The following is a 19,283-nucleotide window of genomic DNA, read 5'->3' as shown; positions in this document are numbered from 1 at the left end:
TTGTAAATCTGGATTTTTTGATTAATTGTTGCTATTGTAATTGACTAAGACCTCGGTTTGTTAATTCCTCTATCATAAAGAACAATGCTTCCTGCAACAGAGACATTCAAGCTTTTTTCGGATTTGAATTTTACTAAAAAATGACATTTTTCAATCGCTTGTTTGGAAAGCCCATTGTCTTCAGCGCCTAATAAATAAACACAACGTCTTGGGTGTTCGAAAGTTTCTAAATCTTCTGCATTTTCATCCAATTCAACACCAACTAAACGCGCACCTTTGGGTAGGTTTTTGTAAAAGTCTTCAAAATTTTCATAATGGAAATAAGGAATCGATTTTACAGCATTATGGGTGTCGCAAGCTTGTTTTGCATATCGATTTCCAATGGTAAAGATATAACTAGCACCTAAGTTTTGTGCAGATCGCCATAAAACACCTAGATTTTCAGGTGTTTTTCCGTTTTGTATCCCAATGCCAAAATATTCAGTTGTAAAATTATCATTCATTGAGCAAAAATACAAACAGTTAGTAATAATGTCAAATTTTTAATTTGTTAAAAAAAAGACTTCTAATAAGGCTTTTTTTGTGACTTAAGTCAACAATATGTTGATAACTTAACGGCTTAAAAAGGGATTTTAACGGTTATATAGTTTACGTTTTTATATATTTGCGTGTTAGAGACAATTATATTATTAGAATAAAACATATGAGCGAAGAAATCAAGAAGGACAATTATTCAGCGGATAGTATTCAGGCATTAGAGGGAATGGAGCATGTGAGAATGCGTCCATCGATGTATATTGGAGATGTGGGTGTTCGAGGACTCCATCATTTAGTTTATGAAGTAGTTGATAACTCGATAGATGAGGCAATGGGAGGTCATTGTGATACTATTAGTGTTTCTATAAATGAAGATGGTTCAGTTTCTGTTGAGGATAATGGACGTGGTATTCCTGTAGGAATTCATAAAAAAGAAGGCGTTTCGGCATTAGAAGTTGTAATGACAAAAATTGGTGCCGGAGGTAAATTTGACAAAGATTCTTATAAAGTATCGGGAGGTTTACACGGTGTAGGTGTTTCTTGTGTGAATGCCTTGTCTTCTCATCTTACCGCTACAGTTCATAGTGGTGATGGTAAAATATACCAACAAGAATACGAAAGAGGAAAAGCGCTTTATCCTGTAAAACAAATTGGAGAAACGTCTAAGAGAGGTACTATTGTAACTTTTTTCCCGGATAATACTATTTTTACCCAAACAACAGAGTTTTCATACGATACTTTATCGGCACGTATGCGTGAATTATCTTTTTTGAATAAAGGGATTAAAATCACCTTTACTGATAAAAGAGAATTAGATAAAGACGGAAATTTCGTTTCGGAATTGTTTTATTCTACAGAAGGATTGAAAGAATACATTCGTTATTTAGATGGAAATCGTGAGCCTATTATTGCGCATGTAATTTCTATGGATCACGAAAAAGGAGAAATTCCGGTTGAGGTTGCTTTGATTTACAACACAAGCTACACAGAGAATATTTTTTCTTACGTAAATAATATCAATACACATGAAGGTGGAACGCATTTGCAAGGTTTTAGAACGGGTTTAACTCGTTCACTTAAGAAATACGCAGATGCTTCTGGAATGTTGGATAAATTGAAATTTGATATTTCAGGGGATGATTTCCGTGAAGGTCTTACGGCAATTATTTCGGTGAAAGTAGCTGAGCCTCAATTTGAGGGACAAACTAAAACCAAGCTTGGAAATAGAGAAGTTGTTTCTCCAGTTTCTCAAGCCGTGAGTGAAATGATCGAAAATTATTTGGAAGAAAATCCAAATGATGCCCGAATCATTGTTCAAAAAGTAATTCTTGCAGCTCAAGCCCGTCACGCAGCCAAAAAAGCGCGTGAAATGGTACAACGCAAAACCGTAATGGGCGGAGGTGGATTGCCAGGAAAGTTGTCAGATTGTTCTGAGCAAGATCCAGCAAGATGTGAGGTATATCTTGTCGAGGGAGATTCGGCAGGTGGAACGGCTAAACAAGGTCGTGATCGTGCGTTTCAAGCTATTTTGCCGTTACGTGGTAAGATTTTGAACGTCGAAAAAGCAATGCATCATAAAGTGTTTGAAAATGAGGAGATTCGAAATATTTTTACTGCTCTAGGAGTTACTGTAGGTACAGAAGAAGATAGTAAAGCATTGAATCTTTCTAAGTTGCGTTATCATAAGGTAATTATTATGTGTGATGCCGATGTCGATGGAAGTCACATCTCTACTTTAATCCTGACTTTCTTTTTCCGTTTTATGAAAGAACTAATCGAAGAAGGGCACGTATATATTGCGGCGCCACCTTTGTATTTAGTTAAAAAGGGAAATAAGAAAGAATATGCATGGAATGATGTTCAGCGTGATCAAGCCAATGAAAGAATGGGAGGAAGCGCAGCTATCCAACGTTATAAAGGTCTTGGGGAGATGAATGCTGAGCAATTATGGGAAACAACAATGGATCCTAATTTCAGAACATTACGTCAGGTTAATATTGATAGTTTGGCTGAAGCCGATCGTGTTTTCTCGATGCTAATGGGGGATGAAGTTCCGCCAAGAAGAGAATTTATCGAGAAAAATGCAGTTTATGCAAATATTGATGCTTAATAAAAAAGTTTAATTGTCAATTCGTTTAATTGTTTATATTTACGTAAACGATTAAACGAATTGTCGATTTATCGAAGAAATAAATTAACTAATAACCAATAAAGTATAAAATATGAAAGTTACCATTGTAGGAGCAGGTAATGTTGGAGCCACTTGTGCCGATGTGATTTCTTATAGAGGAATTGCGAGTGAAGTAGTGTTATTGGATATAAAAGAAGGTTTTGCTGAGGGTAAGGCTTTGGATATCATGCAATGTGCTACTAATACGGGTTTTAATACCAAGGTTTCCGGTGTTACCAATGATTATTCTAAAACGGCCAATAGTAATGTAGTGGTTATTACTTCCGGTATTCCAAGAAAACCAGGAATGACGCGCGAAGAATTAATTGGGATTAATGCTGGGATAGTCAAAACGGTTGTCGAAAATGTATTGGTACATTCGCCTGATGCAATTATTGTAGTGGTGTCTAACCCAATGGATACGATGACTTATTTAGCCTTGAAAGCGACAGGATTGCCAAAGAACAGAATTATAGGTATGGGCGGTGCGCTTGATAGCTCTCGTTTTAGGACTTATTTGTCTATGGCTTTAGATAAGCCTGCAAATGATATTTCGGCGATGGTAATAGGAGGTCATGGAGATACTACGATGATTCCGTTAACTCGTTTGGCATCTTATAATGGTATTCCGGTTTCTCAGTTTCTTTCCGGAGAAGCTTTGCAGAAAGTAGCCGCTGATACTATGGTAGGAGGAGCTACATTGACAGGGCTTTTAGGAACTTCAGCTTGGTATGCTCCGGGAGCTTCGGTTGCTTATCTTGTAGATAGTATCTTGAATGATCAAAAGAAAATGATTGCTTGTTCTGTTTTTGTCGAAGGAGAATACGGTCAAAACGATATTTGTATTGGTGTTCCTTGCATTATTGGTAAAAATGGGGTCGAAGAAATTCTTGATATTGAGTTGAATGATAATGAAAAAGCTTTATTTGCTAAAAGCGCTGATGCTGTTAGACAAATGAATGACGCTTTGAAATCAATTTTAGCTTAGTAATTTAGTTATATAATAGAGAAGACTGCACTTTTGCAGTCTTTTTTTTGAGATTAATTAATAAATAAATTGGTTAATCTTGTCGTTAATTATATATTTGCTCGGTTTAAAAAAATAATATAATTCTTGGTTTTTCTAATTGTATGGTTAAGAATGTATTAGGTTAAAGCTTAGAAGGACTAAAACAAAAATAAATAAATATAAAATAATTAATTTTTAGTAATAATGCAGAATAAAGGACTTATTAAATTTTTCGCAATTCTATTTGCGTTGGTGAGTATTTACCAACTTTCATTCACTTTTGTCGCAGATAAAGTAAAAAGCGATGCAAAAACTTTTGCAGGTGGAGACCCTGATAAAGAATTGAAGTATTTAGATTCTATCAGTAAGGAAAAAGTATTCAATCTTGGATTTACAGATTTTACTTTTAATGAAGTTACTGACAAGCAAATCAACAAAGGTCTTGACTTAGAGGGAGGTATCAACGTGATACTTCAAATCTCTGTTAAAGATGTTTTGAAAGGATTATCTAAAAATTCTAAAAACCCTGTTTTTAATAAATCTTTAGCTGATGCTACTGCAAACCAAAAAGGAAATCAAACTTATATTGATGCCTTTTTTGAAGCTTTTGAAGCTAATTCAAATGGAACGGTAAAATTAGCTTCTCCAGATATCTTTGCAAATAGTAGTTTGCAGGGTGAAGGTGGAATTGATTTTAAAATGACTGATGCTGAAGCTAAAAAAGTAATCAGAAAAAAAGTTGACGAATCAGTTGATAGTGCTTTTGGAGTATTAAGAGAACGAATCGACAAATTTGGCGTGACACAACCTAACATTCAAAAATTAGGGGAAACGGGACGAATTCTTGTGGAACTTCCAGGTGCTAAAGATGTAGATAGAATCAAAAGATTATTACAAAGTACTGCTCAATTAGAGTTTTGGGAAACCTATAAAATTGAAGAAATTGGTAATTTCTTAATGGCTGCTAATGAGTCATTGAAGAAAACCGAAATAAAGAAAGTAGAGACTAAAGAAGTTGTAAAAGATTCTTTGAGTGCTTTATTGTCTGATGGTAAAGATTCTGCTGTTGCTCAAAAAGGAAACAATCCTTTGTTTGACAAAATTATTGCTCAAGGTGGTGGTCCAGTTCTAGGTCTTTTTTCACCAAAAGATACTGCAGCTGTAAATGGTTATTTGAAAAGAGCTGATATCAAAATTTTGTTAGCAGCAGATCAGCGTTATGCTAAATTTGTTTGGGGTAAATTGATGACAATCAAAGATGCTAAAGATAAAGATGTTGATGCAGTTGAATTATATGCTTTAAAAGGTAATAGAGATAACCTAGCCGCAATGAGTGGTGGTGTTGTTACTGATGCTCACGATTCATTTGATCAATTTGGAAAGCCTTCGGTTTCTATGCAAATGAGCGCGCAAGGAGCTAAAGCTTGGGAAGAATTGACAGGGAAAGCATATACTCAAAAAAGTAATATCGCTATTGTTTTGGATAATGTAGTATATTCTGCACCAGGTGTTTCTAGCGGACCTATCTCTGGAGGGAGATCTGAAATTTCAGGTTCTTTTGATGTAACTGAAACTAAAGATTTAGCTAACGTTTTAAGAGCAGGTAAATTACCAGCTGCTGCTGATATTGTTCAATCAGAAGTAGTAGGGCCATCTTTGGGTCAAGAAGCTATTGATAATGGTACTAATTCTGCATTAGTTGGATTGCTTTTAGTGTCACTTTGGATGATGGTTTATTATGGAAAAGCAGGTTGGTATGCTAATATTGCATTAGCGGTTAACTTATTGTTCTTGTTTGGAATTTTAGCCAGTTTAGGTGCTGTTCTTACATTACCGGGTATTGCTGGTATCGTATTAACTATGGGTACTGCGGTAGATGCGAATATCATTATTTATGAAAGAGCCAAGGAAGAATTGCGTGACGGTAAGTCATTGAGTGAAGCTGTGGTTTCTTCTTACAGTTGGACCGGTGCTATGCGTTCTATTGTTGATGCTAACGTAACACATATTTTGACTGGAGCGGTATTGTTTATTTTTGGTTCAGGACCAATTAAAGGTTTTGCTACTACATTATTGATCGGTATTGTTACCTCATTGTTTACCTCTATTTTTATTGCTAGAATATTTATAGATAGAAATATTGCAGGAAAGAATGATTTATCATTTGTAACTAATTTTTCTAAAAATTTCTTTAAAAACTTCCATTTGGATTTCTTGAAGTATAAAAAGTGGGCTTATGGTTTCTCTGCTGTTGTTGTAGTGGTGAGTATCGTTTCTCTTTCTACAAATGGATTGGATCAGGGTGTAGATTTTGTTGGAGGTAGAACTTTCCAAGTGCGTTTTGAAAAACCGGTACAAGCTGAAGTAGTAAAAGAAGAGTTAGAGAAAGTTTTTGGTAGCGCCGAAGCAAAAGTATTTGGAAGTGATAATCAATTAAAAATTACAACTAAATATAAAGTACAAGAACACGGAAGTGAAGCTGATGAAGAAGTAAATAAATTATTGTATGATAATTTGAAACAACATTATTCTGCTGGACTTACTTATGAAAAATTTGTAAATGCTTACGATGGAAAAAAATTAGGTATTGTACAGGCTTCTAAAGTAGGACCTACTGTTGCAGAGGATATTAAAACTAATGCTTATTGGGCGGTTCTTGGATCTATGGCAATTGTATTTTTGTATTTGATGATCAGTTTTAGAAGATGGCAATATAGTTTAGGTGCAATTGCAGCTATTGCTCACGATGTTATTTTCGTTTTAGGAATTTATTCATTATGCTATAAATTTATGCCTTTCGGAATGGAGATTGATCAGCATTTCATTGCTGCAATTCTTACCGTAATTGGTTATTCTATGAACGATACTGTAATTGTATTTGATAGGGTTCGTGAATTTCTTGATGGGAAAACCAAAGGTTCTTTTTATGAGATTGTTAATAAATCTATTAACACGACTATGTCAAGAACGATCAATACCTCTTTAACAATGCTTGCAGTATTATTGATTATGTTTCTTTTTGGAGGTGAATCTATCAGAGGGTTTATTTTCGCAATGTTGATAGGTATTCTTGTAGGAACATATTCATCTTTGTTTATCGCTACACCAGTATTGGTAGATACTATTTCAAGTGTTGATAAAGACTTAATTGAAAAACAGCATCAAGAAGCTAATTAATAGTTTAAAATATTTTTCTAAAAGGCCTAACGTGAGTTAGGTCTTTTTTTTATGCTTTTTTTGATATTAATTCTGATAATAATTGAGTAATTTTAAGGTAATTATTTGATTTGCATGGTTTTAAACTTAACGTTGAAGTCAGATTATGAAAACGATAATTTTCAGTTTATTCTTTCTTTTGATTTCTTTGAGTTTGTATGCACAGGAAAAGAAACGAGATTTGTATGTAGGTGCTTTTTATGGTTTTGGTCGAGATATAAATAATGAGGATTATTTATATAAAAGCCATTATTTTAAGATTCAGTTTTCTGGTGTAATAAAAGAGTCTAATCATTTTAGATACGAATTGTTCATACAGCCTCAGTTAAATTTCATTGAGTATCAGCTTTTAAATTTAAATTATGTTGGAGATAATCAGCCTAACTATATTCAAAATCGGGAGGAATTTGGGAACTTAAAATCAATCACTGATTATGTTTTTAATGTAGGTTTTATTGTGAAAAAGACGATTTCTAAAAGATTTGATATTTTTGTTTTAGCTAGCTCAGGTCCTATGATTACCGATACGGAAACTGAAAGACTCTCTAAAGGTTTTGCGTTTTCAAGTGTTATAGCAATGGGAGTTTCTATAAAATATTCTCATTTCAGTGTTGAATTTAGCCCTAATTTTAATCATATTTCCAATGCAGGACTACAAGAAAGGAATAGTGGTTACAGTAGTCTTAATTTCGAACTTGGCCTTAAGTATCGATTGTGATTTTGTTTTTATTAGAGTTAAAGTCTTTTTTATGAGTGTTTTATGGTTTTTAATTATGTAAATTTTCTCTTTTAAAAGTTTCAAATTTTATATATTTACTAGACAATAGAATATAATTCCTGATTCTTAATCTATTTTAAAAATTAGAACTATGAAAAAGAATTTACTATTATTTGTTTTTTTAAACACTTTCTACTTTCTTTCTTACGCCAATTTGACTAATATGGATTCGGAGATTGGTTTTTTAAAGAAAATTTCAGATAAATCCGTTTTAGCGCCGATAGTAAGTTCTCCGGTATATTATTGTCAAGGGAGTGCAGCTGTACCATTAACAGCGACTCCTTCTGTTGGAGGGACTTTAAATTGGTATGGAACAAATGCAGCAGGTGGAACAGCTTCTTCAATTGCGCCTACACCATCAACAGCTGTGGTTGGCACGGTATCATATTATGTCAGTGAAACAGTTGGCGGTACTGAAAGCGCTCGTTCAAAGATCGATGTTATTGTAGTAGCTGATAATGGTTCAAAAATATTGCTTTTGAGATGTGATCCTAGTCAAATTTTAGCTGCAGATAAATATTCTTCTGTTTTATTTGACTGGACAAATACTGTCGGCCTGCCTAATCAATACAGTTACAGTTATTCAATTGATGGTGGAGCTGCAGTTACCGGAACTACTGCGCCTACTACTTTACAAGTATTAGGGCTTTCGCCGGGACAATCTGTTACTTTAACTGTGGCGCATACAACCTATCCTTGTGATCGTTCTGTAATTACTTGTAGCGTTCCATGTTTAACAACAACGACGCCTACTTTTACTCCCGTTGAACCTATATGTGAGGGAGGAACGGCTCCTTCATTAGCATCCACTTCTGATAATGGAATTACGGGAACATGGTCACCATCAACGATAGATTCTAGTGTGCCGGGAACGGTAAGACATACTTTTACTCCAGATCCTGTAGCTTATCCATGTGCTGTATCACAAACTATGGATGTAATTATTGGAGATTTTTTAGAACCTGATTTTATTGATCTGTCTATTTGCTATGGAACAATAGCTCCTGATTTACAAATGCAGTCTCCAAATGGAATTAGCGGAACGTGGTCACCGGCTGTTATTGATAACACAACAAGTGGAACGTATGATTTTACACCTGATCTAGGACAATGTGCTGTTTCAAAAACGATAAATGTTGATGTAAATCCATTGGTAGATATTCAGACTGTAGATTGGACGGTTTCGGAAGCTTTTGCAAATAACCAAATCATAACTATTTCTGTGACACCAGCAGGGGATTATTTATACCAGCTTGATGATGGCCCTTTTCAGGAAAAGGCTAGTTTTGAGTCGGTTTCTTACGGTGTTCATTCTATTACTGTTAAGGATAGGTATGGTTGTAGTCTGGCTGTAACAGTGAATGATATTCATGTTATTGATTACCCTAAATTTTTCACACCAAATGGTGATAATTATAATGATACTTGGAATGTTTTTGAATTGCAGAATGACTTGAGTTCTAAAATTCACATATTCGATCGTTATGGTAAACTGCTAAAAGAAATTAGACCAAATGGTAATGGTTGGAATGGTACTTATAACGGTAAAGCTCTTCCTGCTGATGATTATTGGTTTGTTATTCATTATACGGAACAAAATATTCGAAAAGAGTTTAAATCTCATTTTTCTTTAAAACGATGAAATAAAAAAGCTTCCGGAAGTGCGGAAGCTTTTTATTTTTATATTTTTTTTGAGAAACCTAATTAAATCTCAACTGGTTTTTCAGCTGTAAAGATAAAATAAAGGCCAATTATTATAAAAGGAATACTTAGCCATTGTCCGGTAGAAAGTAGTCCTAAAGCGCTTTCAAATCCGCCTTGGCTTTCTTTCACAGATTCTACTACAATACGTACCGAAAACAGTAATACTAGAAAAAGACCAAATAAGTAACCTGATTTCTTTCTTACATCTGTTTTCCAATATAGGAAAAACAATAGTGCGAAAACAAAAACATAACAAAATGCTTCGTACAATTGAGCCGGATGTTTTGCTGGTACCTGTTCCAGTAAACTAGCGAACTGAGGGTTAGTGGCAATAGCAGTATAAGCTTCTTTTGGGTTTTGGATTTGCGTTGCATTTACGGCGTCCCTTGGACTAAAATGATCGTGAATAAATTTAATTCCAAAAGGAGAATTAGTTTCTTTTCCTACTATTTCTGAATTGAAAAAATTACCAAGTCTTACAAATATGGCTCCGCTAGCTACAGGTACTACTACTCGGTCTAAAATCCATAATAAGGGTCTTTGTAGTACTTTTTTGCTGTAATAATACATTGCAATTATGATAGAAATTGCTGCTCCATGACTTGCTAGTCCTTGAAATCCGGTAAATTCCCATCCTGTGATTAAGTTGAAAATGACTCCGTTTGGATTTTCTCTGATAGGTAAGAATATTTCCAGCAAATGATTTCTATAGTACTCCCAATCGTAAAAAAATACATGTCCAAGGCGGGCGCCAATTAGAGTGGCAAGAACGGTCCAGATGAATAAGGAGTCTAGTTTTTCGATTGATTCTCCCTCGCGCTCGTATATTTTTTTCATAATATACCAGCCTAATCCAAAGGCAATTACAAACATTAAGCTGTAATATCGAATCATGAAAAAACCTAAATCAATTCCCTCTGATGGATTCCAAACTATATTTAAAGCATGTGTCATTTATTATTTTTTTATGATATGTTGTAAAAATAAAGATTCCGTGTAAAATCCGTACTAATAAAAGGTTAATGTTTGTGAGAACATTGTTTTTTAGGAACCGGGTCGTAACCTCTTTTTCCCCATGGATGGCAGCCAAGGATTCTTTTTATTCCTAGAAAGCCCCCGTAAAACAAGCCATGTACTTGTAAAGCTTCTATCATATAAGAAGAACATGTTGGTTCAAATCGACAGGCTGCGGGAGTAAAGGGCGATATGGCGACCTGATAAAATCGAACCAGTAATAGAAATGGATATGTGAGAATTTTTGAAAACATTTTTCAATTTGGATTTTCCACTTTGTTATTGCATTCTATTTATATGCTAAATGAAGTGCCTTCTTTACCATCTTTCAATTGGATTCCTAAAGCGATCAATTGATCTCTGATTTGGTCAGAAAGAGCAAAATTCTTATCGGCTCTCGCTTGATTTCGCATGCCAATAAGCATATTTATAGTTCCTTCTAGTTTATCATTACTATTGTCAGCAACCTTTTCGTCTTCTAATCCTAAAACATCAAACACAAAAGCGTGCATTGCTGCTGAGAATGTTTCCAGATCAATTGCATTCAGACTTTCTTTACCGTCATTTAATAGATTAACAAATCGAACGCCTTCAAATAATTGAGCGATTAAAATAGGGGAGTTGAAGTCGTCGTTCATGGCATCATAGCAAGCCTGTTTCCAGGCAGCGATGTCTAGTGAGCTTTTAGCACTTGGATTGATTTGTTTCAATACATCCATTGCTTCCATCAATCTTTTGTATCCTTTTTCGGCTGCTACAATGGCATCATCCGAAAAATCAAGAATGCTTCTGTAATGCGCCTGTAGCATGAAGAATCGAGCTACAGATGCAGAAAATGCTTTACTTAAAATCGTATTTTCTCCGGTTAGAATTTCTCTTGGCAGGATATTGTTTCCGGTAGATTTTGCCATCTTTTTACCGTTTAAGGTAAGCATATTGGCATGCATCCAATAATTCACTGGAGTTTGTCCTGTGCAAGCTTCATTTTGAGCAATTTCACATTCATGATGTGGAAATTTTAAGTCCATTCCGCCACCGTGAATATCAAAATGATTTCCAAGATATTTGGTGCTCATGGCTGTACATTCCAAATGCCAACCCGGGAATCCATCGCTCCAAGGTGATGGCCATCGCATAATGTGTTGCGGCTCGGCTTTTTTCCATAGAGCAAAATCCTGAGGATTTCTTTTGTCTGATTGACCATCAAGATCGCGGGTATTGGCAAGCATGTCTTCAATGTTTCGCCCGCTTAGCTTGCCATAATGATTGGTCTCATTGAATTTCACCACATCAAAATAAACAGAACCATTGGCTTCATAACCAATGCCTTTGTCGATAATTTTTTTGATGATCTCAATTTGTTCAATAATATGCCCAGTAGCTGTAGGCTCGATACTGGGAGGTAAAAAGTTAAATGCTTTTAGGATTTCGTGAAAATCAACGGTATAGCGTTGTACTACTTCCATAGGTTCCAGTTGTTCCAATCTGGCTTTTTTGGCAATTTTATCTTCTCCTTCATCCACATCATCTACAATATGACCTACGTCAGTAATGTTTCGAACATAGCGCACTTTATAGCCCAAATGCAACAAATACCTAAAAATAACATCAAATGACATGAAAGTTCTCACATTCCCAAGGTGAACATTGCTGTAAACCGTTGGCCCGCAAACATACATACCAATATTGCCTTCATGAATAGGTACAAAAGTTTCTTTTTCTCCTGAAAGAGAATTGTATATTTTTAGAGTCTGATTATTGTATAATGGCATTTTATGTTTTTTTTAGGAGCTATTTACTTCTTCAGTTCGTTTTGTTAATGTCCTGCTTTGTGTTTCAATCTTTTCTTTAATAAAGATAAAATGGATTTTTACATCAATCAGGACAAGGGAATGAGCTGTTTTTTTTTGATGAACCTTCTAGAATTTTGTTTCTAATTTGATATAATCCAAAAATTCTCGTCGAGCTTGGGCTTCTTTAAATTTACCGCCAAATTCAGAGGTTACCGTACTGCTTTCAATATCGCTGATTCCTCTTGAATTGACACAAAGGTGTTTTGCGTCGATAACACAAGCAACATCTTCTGTTCCTAAAGCATTTTGTAGTTCTTGAACAATTTGCATTGTCAATCGTTCTTGTACTTGAGGTCTTTTGGAGTAATACTCAACAATTCGATTCATTTTAGAAAGTCCAATCACGGTTCCATTAGAAATATAAGCCACATGAGCTCTTCCTATGATTGGTAATAAATGATGCTCACAAGTAGAATAGACGATAATGTTCTTTTCAACTAACATTTCGCCGTATTTGTAATTATTATCAAATGTGGATGCTTTTGGTTTTCGATCCGGATTTAGGCCGCCAAAAATTTCCTTTACAAACATTTTAGCAACACGATTAGGTGTTCCTTTCATGCTGTCGTCTGTCAAATCCATTCCAAGGGTAAGCAGAATGTTTTTGACATCTTTTTTTATGCTTTCTATTTTTTCATCGTCTGAAAGATCAAAAGCGTCTTTTCTTAATGGATTTTGTGCGCATGAACCAATATGATTGTCTCCTATTTCGTCATGTGATTCTTCTCTATTTATCATTAAAAGTTACGTTATAGTGGGTATAATAATTTAAGCGGTAAAGATAATTAATAAAAACCAAAGAATTTCTATCGCTTTTAATAATTAATCATCTCTTTTTGCTGCTGTTTAAACGGGAAATTTTATCAAAAAGAACAAAGGCAATAACGTTAGAATTGTTATTGCCTTTGTTATAAGTATTTAATTATTGCTTTCTCACTTAAAAAGCTTCGTTTTTTGATGAACCACTTTTTTAGATTGACAATTTTGTTTCTAATGTGTAAATTATTTCGAATTATAAGCAACAATAGCTTCTTTCAAAATATGAACCGCACTGATAAGATCTTCTTTTTTCAATACGTAAGCAATTCGGACTTGGTTTAAACCTACACCAGGCGTAGAATAGAAACCTGCCGCAGGAGCTACCATAACGGTTTCACCGTTGAAATCATAACTTTCCAAAAGCCATTGTGCAAAATCATCTGCATTCTCAATTGGAAGTTCAGCAATGCAGTAAAAGGCTCCTTTTGGTGTGGCTACTTTTACGCCTTCTATCTTATTTAATTCAGCAATAAGCGTATCTCTGCGATCTTTGTACTCAGTAATTACTTCGTCAAAATAGCTTTGAGGAGTGTCTAGAGCAGCCTCGCTTGCTACTTGAGCAAAGGTAGGCGGACTTAATCTTGCTTGAGCAAATTTCATTGCCGTAGCCATAAGTTCCTTGTTTTTTGAAACAATACAACCAATTCTGGCTCCACACATACTGTATCTTTTTGAAACAGAGTCAATCATAATAGCATTTTCCTCAAGTCCCGGGATATTCATCACTGAATAATGGATGTCACCATCATAGGTGAATTCTCTGTAAACTTCATCAGCAATTAAAAACAAATCATGTTTTTTTACCAAATCGGCTAATTGCATGATTTCCTCTTTAGAATACAAATAACCGGTTGGGTTTCCTGGATTACAAATAAGGATTGCTTTAGTTTTTGGTGTAATTAGTTTTTCAAAATCAGCTATTGGAGGTAAGGCAAAACCAGTTTCGATAGAAGAAATAACAGGTACTACTTTTACGCCAGAAGCAGTCGAAAAACCATTGTAGTTCGCATAAAATGGTTCAGGAATAATGATCTCATCACCTTGATCCATGGTGCTTCCCATAGCAAAAAGCAAGGCTTCAGAGCCACCTGTTGTGATAATAATATCTTCTACATTGATTGGCAATCCCTGATTTTTATAGAACTGGGATAGTTTAGTCCTGTAGCTTTCAAAACCAGCCGAATGACTGTATTCTAATACTTTTATGTCAAAATTCTTTACGGCATTCATGGCTACTTCCGGCGTCTTTATGTCGGGTTGACCAATGTTCAAATGGTATACTTTATGTCCTTTTTTCTTGGCAATTTCCGAATAAGGAACTAATTTACGAATAGGAGACTCAGGCATTTGTTTGCCTTTATTGGATATTTTTGGCATGATTTTAAAATATTTGGTCTGCAAATTTGCAATTTTTTTTCGAAATTAATACCGTTAAAAAGGATATTTATTGTCGATTGTGTATTATAAAGAAGGAATTTTAGTAATTTTATAAAAAACGATTCTATATGAGAAAATTGATCTTGCTTTTCTTTGTCTTAGTTGCCGTCTTGCCTGCTTCGGCTCAGGATGAATTTCAATTTAAAAACGGAATTGATAAAGTAAAGATCCCTTTTCAATTGATTAATAATTTGATTTTTATTCCTATAAAAGTAAATGGGACTCAGTTGACGGTTTTGCTGGACTCAGGTGTACAGGAAACTATTTTATTCAGTTTGGAAGAGAAAAGCGCGGTGAGTCTTAAAAATACTGAAAAAATAAGCCTGCGCGGTTTGGGAAGCGAAGATGCCGTTGAAGGCTTGAAATCGGAAGGGAATCTGGTCGAAGTTAAAGGAATGGAGTCAAAACAGCATCTCTTGTATATTATTTTGGACCCCAGTTTTAATTTATCGTCTCATGTAGGGATTCCCGTAAATGGGATTATTGGTTATTCTTTTTTAAAACATAATCTGGTTTCAATCGATTATGTGAAGAAGCAACTCATCGTTTATAAAGACAATCCGAAAAACAGAAGAAAAATTGAGAAGAATTCTATAAAGAGCTCAATTTCTATCGAAAAGGCAAAGCCGTATATAAAAACCACGATGGTGATAGATTCGGTTCCTATTGCGGCCAAATTACTAATCGATATTGGGAACAGTGATGCGATTTGGCTTTTTCAAAAGATTTCGGATAAGATAAAGGTTCCCAAGAAAAATTTTGAAGACTACTTAGGTAAAGGTTTTAGCGGAGATGTATTGGGCAAAAGAGCGCGAATTTCAGAATTTACTATGGCTGATTTTAAATTTGCCAAACCTATTGCCGCTTTTCCGGATTCCAGCTCCATAAAACATGTTACGATGGTTTCTGAACGGTTGGGTTCAGTGGGAGGTGAAATTTTAAAAAGATTCTTAATTGTTTTTGACTATTCTAATGGATTTATGTATTTGAAAAAAAACAAGGAATTTTATTCTCCTTTTCATTATAACAAAAGTGGAGTTGAAATTAGCCATGTGGGTATGCAGTGGGTCAAAGAGACAGTGCGTCTCAATACGACTAAAATTTTCATGAACGGGAGCGAAGACAAAGAGGATAGTAATGCTTCGGAATTTAAGTACAAATTTGATCTAAAACCTGTTTTTGAAATTGCAAATATTCGAAAAGAATCGCCAGCAGAAATTAGCGGTTTGCAAAAAGGAGATATTATAATTTCTATTAATAAAAGCCCAGCTTATAAGTATACCTTGCAACAAATCAATATGTTATTGAGGTCTGAGGATAATAAGTGGATAACTTTAGAAATAGAAAGAAATGGAAAATCGTATGTGTTCAAGTTTCAACTTATTGATATTCTATGATAAAAAAAATCGCTTCTTGAAAAAAGATTCAAGAAGCGATTTTAGGTGTATTGAGCATTTTAATTGGCAATTATTTCCCCTTTAATCTTTAAGGGGATTCGGCCTTCCTCATAATTTATAGCATTAGATTCCACAGTAATTGTTTTACGGATTGGTCCAGGAGCCGACATATTGTATTTAATTTCAATTTTGGCCGTTTTTCCAGGTAAGATAGAATCTTTCGGTGCGGAAAGGATGGTCAAATTTGATGTTGATTGCACGGAAACAATGATTAATGGAGCATCACCGGTATTGGTAAATTCAAAAGCCCGAATCCCGTTGTCACTGCCTTTACTTATTTTTCCATAATCGATAGTATTATTTTGTACCTTAAATTCAATTTTAGCACCTTTTTGGGCAAATCCGATACTGCTAAAGAGCACGATTGCTAATAATGTGGCTATTTTTCTCATTTTTAGTTTTATTTATTAAAAGTAAATATACTTTCTTTTAATTAGTACACAAATTTTTATTTCCCTTTTTATAGTCTACTTAATTATTTACTTTTGTTGCCTATATGATTTACAATAATTAGACCAAAGTAAGATTTAGAGCTTTTTTATGCATTTATTTCGCTGGTAATCATTGTATTGAAAGATGAAAAAGGACACCAAATTAACGATTAAACGAATCCACTATAAAATGACTATTCCTGCACAATTTGACGCCAAGACTACTGAAGATAAATGGTACGATTACTGGATGAAAAACAATTATTTTCATTCGGAGCCAGATCATAGAACTCCTTATACCATTGTAATTCCTCCTCCTAATGTCACTGGAGTTTTACACATGGGGCATATGTTGAACAATACCATTCAAGATGTCTTGATTAGAAGAGCGCGTCTAAAAGGTTTCAACGCCTGCTGGGTTCCTGGTACAGATCACGCTTCGATTGCAACAGAAGCAAAAGTGGTAGCCAAATTGAAAGCCGAAGGAATCAATAAAAACGATTTGACACGCGAAGAGTTTTTAAAACATGCTTGGGATTGGACAGATAAATATGGCGGTGTAATTTTAGATCAGTTAAAAAAACTAGGTGCTTCTTGTGACTGGGAACGAACTAAGTTTACCATGGATCCAGATATGTCAGCTTCTGTAATTCGCTCTTTTGTTGATTTGTATAACAAAGGTTTGATTTATCGTGGGTATCGAATGGTAAACTGGGATCCGGAAGCCAAAACTACTTTGTCTGACGAGGAAGTAATTTATGAAGAACAACAAGGAAAATTGTATTTCCTGAAATACAAAATAGAAGGAAGCGAAGAGTTTCTTACTGTGGCCACAACACGTCCGGAAACTATTTTTGGAGATACTGCGATTTGTATTAATCCAAATGATGAACGTTTTACTCACTTGAAAGGCAAGAAAGCGATTGTGCCTATTTGTGGTCGCGTGATTCCAATTATCGAAGATGAATATGTGGATATTGAATTTGGAACTGGATGTTTGAAAGTGACTCCGGCTCACGATATGAACGATAAAACACTTGGCGAAAAACACAATTTGGAAATCGTTGATATTTTCAATGAAGATGCAACAATGAACAGTTTTGGTTTGCATTATCAAGGAAAAGACCGTTTTGTAGTTCGTGAAGAAATAGCCAAAGAATTAGAAGAAAATGGCGCTTTGGCAAAAACTGAAATTCACCTAAATAAAGTAGGAACTTCTGAAAGGACCAAAGCGGTAATTGAACCTCGTTTATCAGATCAATGGTTCTTGAAAATGGAAGATTTAGTTAAGCCGGCAATCCAATCCGTTTTGGTTGATGGTGATATTAAATTACACCCAAAACGTTTCGAGAATACTTATGCGCATTGGTTGAATAATATTCGCGATTGGAATATTTCCCGTCAATTATGGTGGGGACAGCAAATTCCGGCTTATTTCTATGGTGACGGGAAAGAAGATTTTGTAGTGGCTGAAACTATTGAAGAAGCATTGAAGTTAGCACAAGAGAAAACTTTAAACTTTAAACTTGAAATAAAAGATTTAAAACAAGATGCTGATGCTTTGGATACCTGGTTTTCTTCTTGGTTGTGGCCAATGTCTGTTTTTGGTGGAATTATGGATCCTGAAAGTGAAGATTTTAAATATTATTACCCAACAAATGATTTGGTTACCGGTCCGGATATTTTGTTTTTCTGGGTGGCCAGAATGATCATTGCCGGTTATGAATATACAGGTAAAAAACCATTTACAAATGTATACCTCACTGGTTTGGTTCGTGACAAACAAAGACGCAAAATGTCTAAATCGTTGGGAAATTCACCAGATCCTTTGGATTTAATAGAGAAATTTGGTGCTGATGGTGTTCGTGTAGGTTTGCTTTTGAGTGCTTCTGCTGGAAATGACATTATGTTTGATGAGGAATTGTGTAACCAAGGAAAAGGCTTTACCAATAAAATTTGGAATGCTTTTAAACTGATCAAAGGTTGGGAAGTGTCGGATGCAATTGCACAACCGGAATCTTCAAAAGTAGCCATTGAGTGGTATGAGGCGAAGTTGCAACAAACGCTTTTGGAAATCGAAGATAATTTCGAAAAATACAGAATTTCAGATGCCTTGATGGCTATTTATAAATTGGTTTGGGATGATTTCTGTTCTTGGTTCCTTGAAATGATAAAACCGGCTTACCAACAGCCAATTGACAGTCTGACTTTTGCGAAAGCGATAGAAATGCTGGAGAACAATATGAAATTGTTACATCCGTTTATGCCATTTTTGACTGAGGAAATTTGGCAATTATTAGCCGAAAGAACTCCAGAAGAAGCTTTGATTGTTTCTACTTGGCCAGAAATGAAACCATTTAATGCTGATTTAATAGCTGATTTTGAAAACACAATCGAAGTAATTTCAGGAATCAGAACGATTCGTAAAGACAAGAATATTCCGTTTAAAGATGCGATTGAATTGAAAGCAATCAATAACGATAAAGCGTCGACTTATTTTGATGCTGTCGTAACTAAATTAGGGAATATTACTTCATTGGAATATGTTTCGGATAAAGTGGATGGTGCCTTGTCTTTCCGTGTAAAATCGAATGAATATTTCATCCCAATTACAGGAAACATTGATGTTGCGGCAGAAATTGAAAAGTTGACAGCTGAGTTGGTTTATACACAAGGATTCTTGAAATCAGTTCAAAATAAATTGTCTAATGAAAAATTTGTAAATGGTGCGCCGGAGAAAGTTTTGGCAAACGAAAGACAAAAGGAAGCTGATGCTTTGGCTAAAATTGAAACTATCGAGCACAGTTTGGCTGGATTGAAGTAAGGTTTTCGTTCATTTATAAAATAGCAAATCCCAT

14 protein-coding genes are annotated in these 19,283 nt (G+C 34.9%); 7 read left to right on the top strand and 7 right to left on the bottom strand.

The window, feature by feature from the left end; translation table 11 throughout:
* Positions 1 to 44: 44 nt before the first annotated feature.
* Positions 45 to 503 (bottom strand): RNA methyltransferase, encoded by a 459-nt coding sequence (locus LNP19_RS15175; RefSeq protein ID WP_230062735.1) that lies wholly within the window; start codon positions 501 to 503, stop codon positions 45 to 47.
* Between the two features lie 200 nt (positions 504 to 703).
* On the opposite strand from LNP19_RS15175, the gene gyrB reads away from it, so the two are divergent.
* From gyrB to LNP19_RS15150, 5 genes are all read left to right on the top strand, one after another.
* Complete coding sequence (gyrB, locus tag LNP19_RS15170) at positions 704 to 2,647, top strand: DNA topoisomerase (ATP-hydrolyzing) subunit B (protein ID WP_230062734.1); 1,944 nt, start codon at positions 704 to 706, stop codon at positions 2,645 to 2,647.
* A gap of 112 nt (positions 2,648 to 2,759) precedes the next feature.
* Positions 2,760 to 3,695, top strand: coding sequence for a malate dehydrogenase (mdh, locus tag LNP19_RS15165; RefSeq protein ID WP_230062733.1), 936 nt, complete (start codon positions 2,760 to 2,762; stop codon positions 3,693 to 3,695).
* A gap of 225 nt (positions 3,696 to 3,920) precedes the next feature.
* Positions 3,921 to 6,893, top strand: a complete 2,973-nt coding sequence (gene secDF, locus LNP19_RS15160; RefSeq protein ID WP_230062732.1) for a protein translocase subunit SecDF — start codon at positions 3,921 to 3,923, stop codon at positions 6,891 to 6,893.
* A 145-nt stretch (positions 6,894 to 7,038) separates the two neighbouring features.
* Positions 7,039 to 7,650 (top strand): acyloxyacyl hydrolase, encoded by a 612-nt coding sequence (locus LNP19_RS15155; protein WP_230062731.1) that lies wholly within the window; start codon positions 7,039 to 7,041, stop codon positions 7,648 to 7,650.
* A gap of 151 nt (positions 7,651 to 7,801) precedes the next feature.
* Positions 7,802 to 9,352: a T9SS type B sorting domain-containing protein gene (locus LNP19_RS15150; RefSeq protein ID WP_230062730.1), complete on the top strand. Its 1,551-nt coding sequence runs from the start codon at positions 7,802 to 7,804 to the stop codon at positions 9,350 to 9,352.
* 62 nt (positions 9,353 to 9,414) lie between these two features.
* Here the strand turns inward: LNP19_RS15150 and lgt are convergent, their stop codons facing one another.
* From lgt to LNP19_RS15125, 5 genes are all read right to left on the bottom strand, one after another.
* The gene (gene lgt / locus LNP19_RS15145) at positions 9,415 to 10,368 is read right to left on the bottom strand and encodes a prolipoprotein diacylglyceryl transferase (RefSeq protein WP_230062729.1); all 954 of its coding nucleotides are present in this window, start codon (positions 10,366 to 10,368) and stop codon (positions 9,415 to 9,417) included.
* 65 nt (positions 10,369 to 10,433) lie between these two features.
* Positions 10,434 to 10,682: a membrane protein insertion efficiency factor YidD gene (yidD, locus tag LNP19_RS15140; RefSeq protein WP_230062728.1), complete on the bottom strand. Its 249-nt coding sequence runs from the start codon at positions 10,680 to 10,682 to the stop codon at positions 10,434 to 10,436.
* A gap of 39 nt (positions 10,683 to 10,721) precedes the next feature.
* On the bottom strand, positions 10,722 to 12,200 hold the full coding sequence (gene cysS, locus LNP19_RS15135; protein WP_230062727.1) for a cysteine--tRNA ligase: 1,479 nt from the start codon (positions 12,198 to 12,200) through the stop codon (positions 10,722 to 10,724).
* 147 nt (positions 12,201 to 12,347) lie between these two features.
* Entirely contained in the window at positions 12,348 to 13,019 is a 672-nt protein-coding gene (gene folE, locus LNP19_RS15130) for a GTP cyclohydrolase I FolE (RefSeq protein WP_230062726.1), read from the bottom strand.
* A 264-nt stretch (positions 13,020 to 13,283) separates the two neighbouring features.
* The gene (locus tag LNP19_RS15125) at positions 13,284 to 14,477 is read right to left on the bottom strand and encodes a pyridoxal phosphate-dependent aminotransferase (protein WP_230062725.1); all 1,194 of its coding nucleotides are present in this window, start codon (positions 14,475 to 14,477) and stop codon (positions 13,284 to 13,286) included.
* Positions 14,478 to 14,605: 128 nt separating this feature from the next.
* Here LNP19_RS15125 and LNP19_RS15120 point away from each other — a divergent pair, with 128 nt between their 5' ends.
* A complete protein-coding gene (locus LNP19_RS15120) occupies positions 14,606 to 15,934 on the top strand; it encodes a PDZ domain-containing protein (RefSeq protein ID WP_230062724.1) in 1,329 nt (442 codons plus the stop codon).
* A 59-nt stretch (positions 15,935 to 15,993) separates the two neighbouring features.
* On the opposite strand, the gene LNP19_RS15115 is transcribed toward LNP19_RS15120, so the two are convergent.
* Positions 15,994 to 16,386 carry a DUF1573 domain-containing protein gene (locus tag LNP19_RS15115; RefSeq protein ID WP_230062723.1) on the bottom strand — a complete coding sequence of 131 codons (393 nt, stop codon included), beginning with the start codon at positions 16,384 to 16,386 and terminating at the stop codon, positions 15,994 to 15,996.
* Positions 16,387 to 16,615: 229 nt separating this feature from the next.
* On the opposite strand from LNP19_RS15115, the gene LNP19_RS15110 reads away from it, so the two are divergent.
* Entirely contained in the window at positions 16,616 to 19,249 is a 2,634-nt protein-coding gene (locus tag LNP19_RS15110) for a valine--tRNA ligase (RefSeq protein WP_230064247.1), read from the top strand.
* Positions 19,250 to 19,283: the final 34 nt, after the last annotated feature.

The sequence above is a fragment of the Flavobacterium acetivorans genome (assembly GCF_020911885.1).
Taxonomy (GTDB): domain Bacteria; phylum Bacteroidota; class Bacteroidia; order Flavobacteriales; family Flavobacteriaceae; genus Flavobacterium; species Flavobacterium acetivorans.
The sequence above is the reverse complement of the archived record's forward strand: the minus strand, read 5'-3'. Positions and strand labels throughout refer to the sequence as shown.

Bases quoted from the DNA above. Each gene is read 5' to 3' on its own strand.
- LNP19_RS15175 (WP_230062735.1), bottom strand. From the start codon at position 503: ATGAATGATAATTTTACAACTGAATATTTTGGCATTGGGATACAAAAC.
- gyrB (WP_230062734.1), top strand. From the start codon at position 704: ATGAGCGAAGAAATCAAGAAGGACAATTATTCAGCGGATAGTATTCAG.
- mdh (WP_230062733.1), top strand. From the start codon at position 2,760: ATGAAAGTTACCATTGTAGGAGCAGGTAATGTTGGAGCCACTTGTGCC.
- secDF (WP_230062732.1), top strand. From the start codon at position 3,921: ATGCAGAATAAAGGACTTATTAAATTTTTCGCAATTCTATTTGCGTTG.
- LNP19_RS15155 (WP_230062731.1), top strand. From the start codon at position 7,039: ATGAAAACGATAATTTTCAGTTTATTCTTTCTTTTGATTTCTTTGAGT.
- LNP19_RS15150 (WP_230062730.1), top strand. From the start codon at position 7,802: ATGAAAAAGAATTTACTATTATTTGTTTTTTTAAACACTTTCTACTTT.
- lgt (WP_230062729.1), bottom strand. From the start codon at position 10,368: ATGACACATGCTTTAAATATAGTTTGGAATCCATCAGAGGGAATTGAT.
- yidD (WP_230062728.1), bottom strand. From the start codon at position 10,682: ATGTTTTCAAAAATTCTCACATATCCATTTCTATTACTGGTTCGATTT.
- cysS (WP_230062727.1), bottom strand. From the start codon at position 12,200: ATGCCATTATACAATAATCAGACTCTAAAAATATACAATTCTCTTTCA.
- folE (WP_230062726.1), bottom strand. From the start codon at position 13,019: ATGATAAATAGAGAAGAATCACATGACGAAATAGGAGACAATCATATT.
- LNP19_RS15125 (WP_230062725.1), bottom strand. From the start codon at position 14,477: ATGCCAAAAATATCCAATAAAGGCAAACAAATGCCTGAGTCTCCTATT.
- LNP19_RS15120 (WP_230062724.1), top strand. From the start codon at position 14,606: ATGAGAAAATTGATCTTGCTTTTCTTTGTCTTAGTTGCCGTCTTGCCT.
- LNP19_RS15115 (WP_230062723.1), bottom strand. From the start codon at position 16,386: ATGAGAAAAATAGCCACATTATTAGCAATCGTGCTCTTTAGCAGTATC.
- LNP19_RS15110 (WP_230064247.1), top strand. From the start codon at position 16,616: ATGACTATTCCTGCACAATTTGACGCCAAGACTACTGAAGATAAATGG.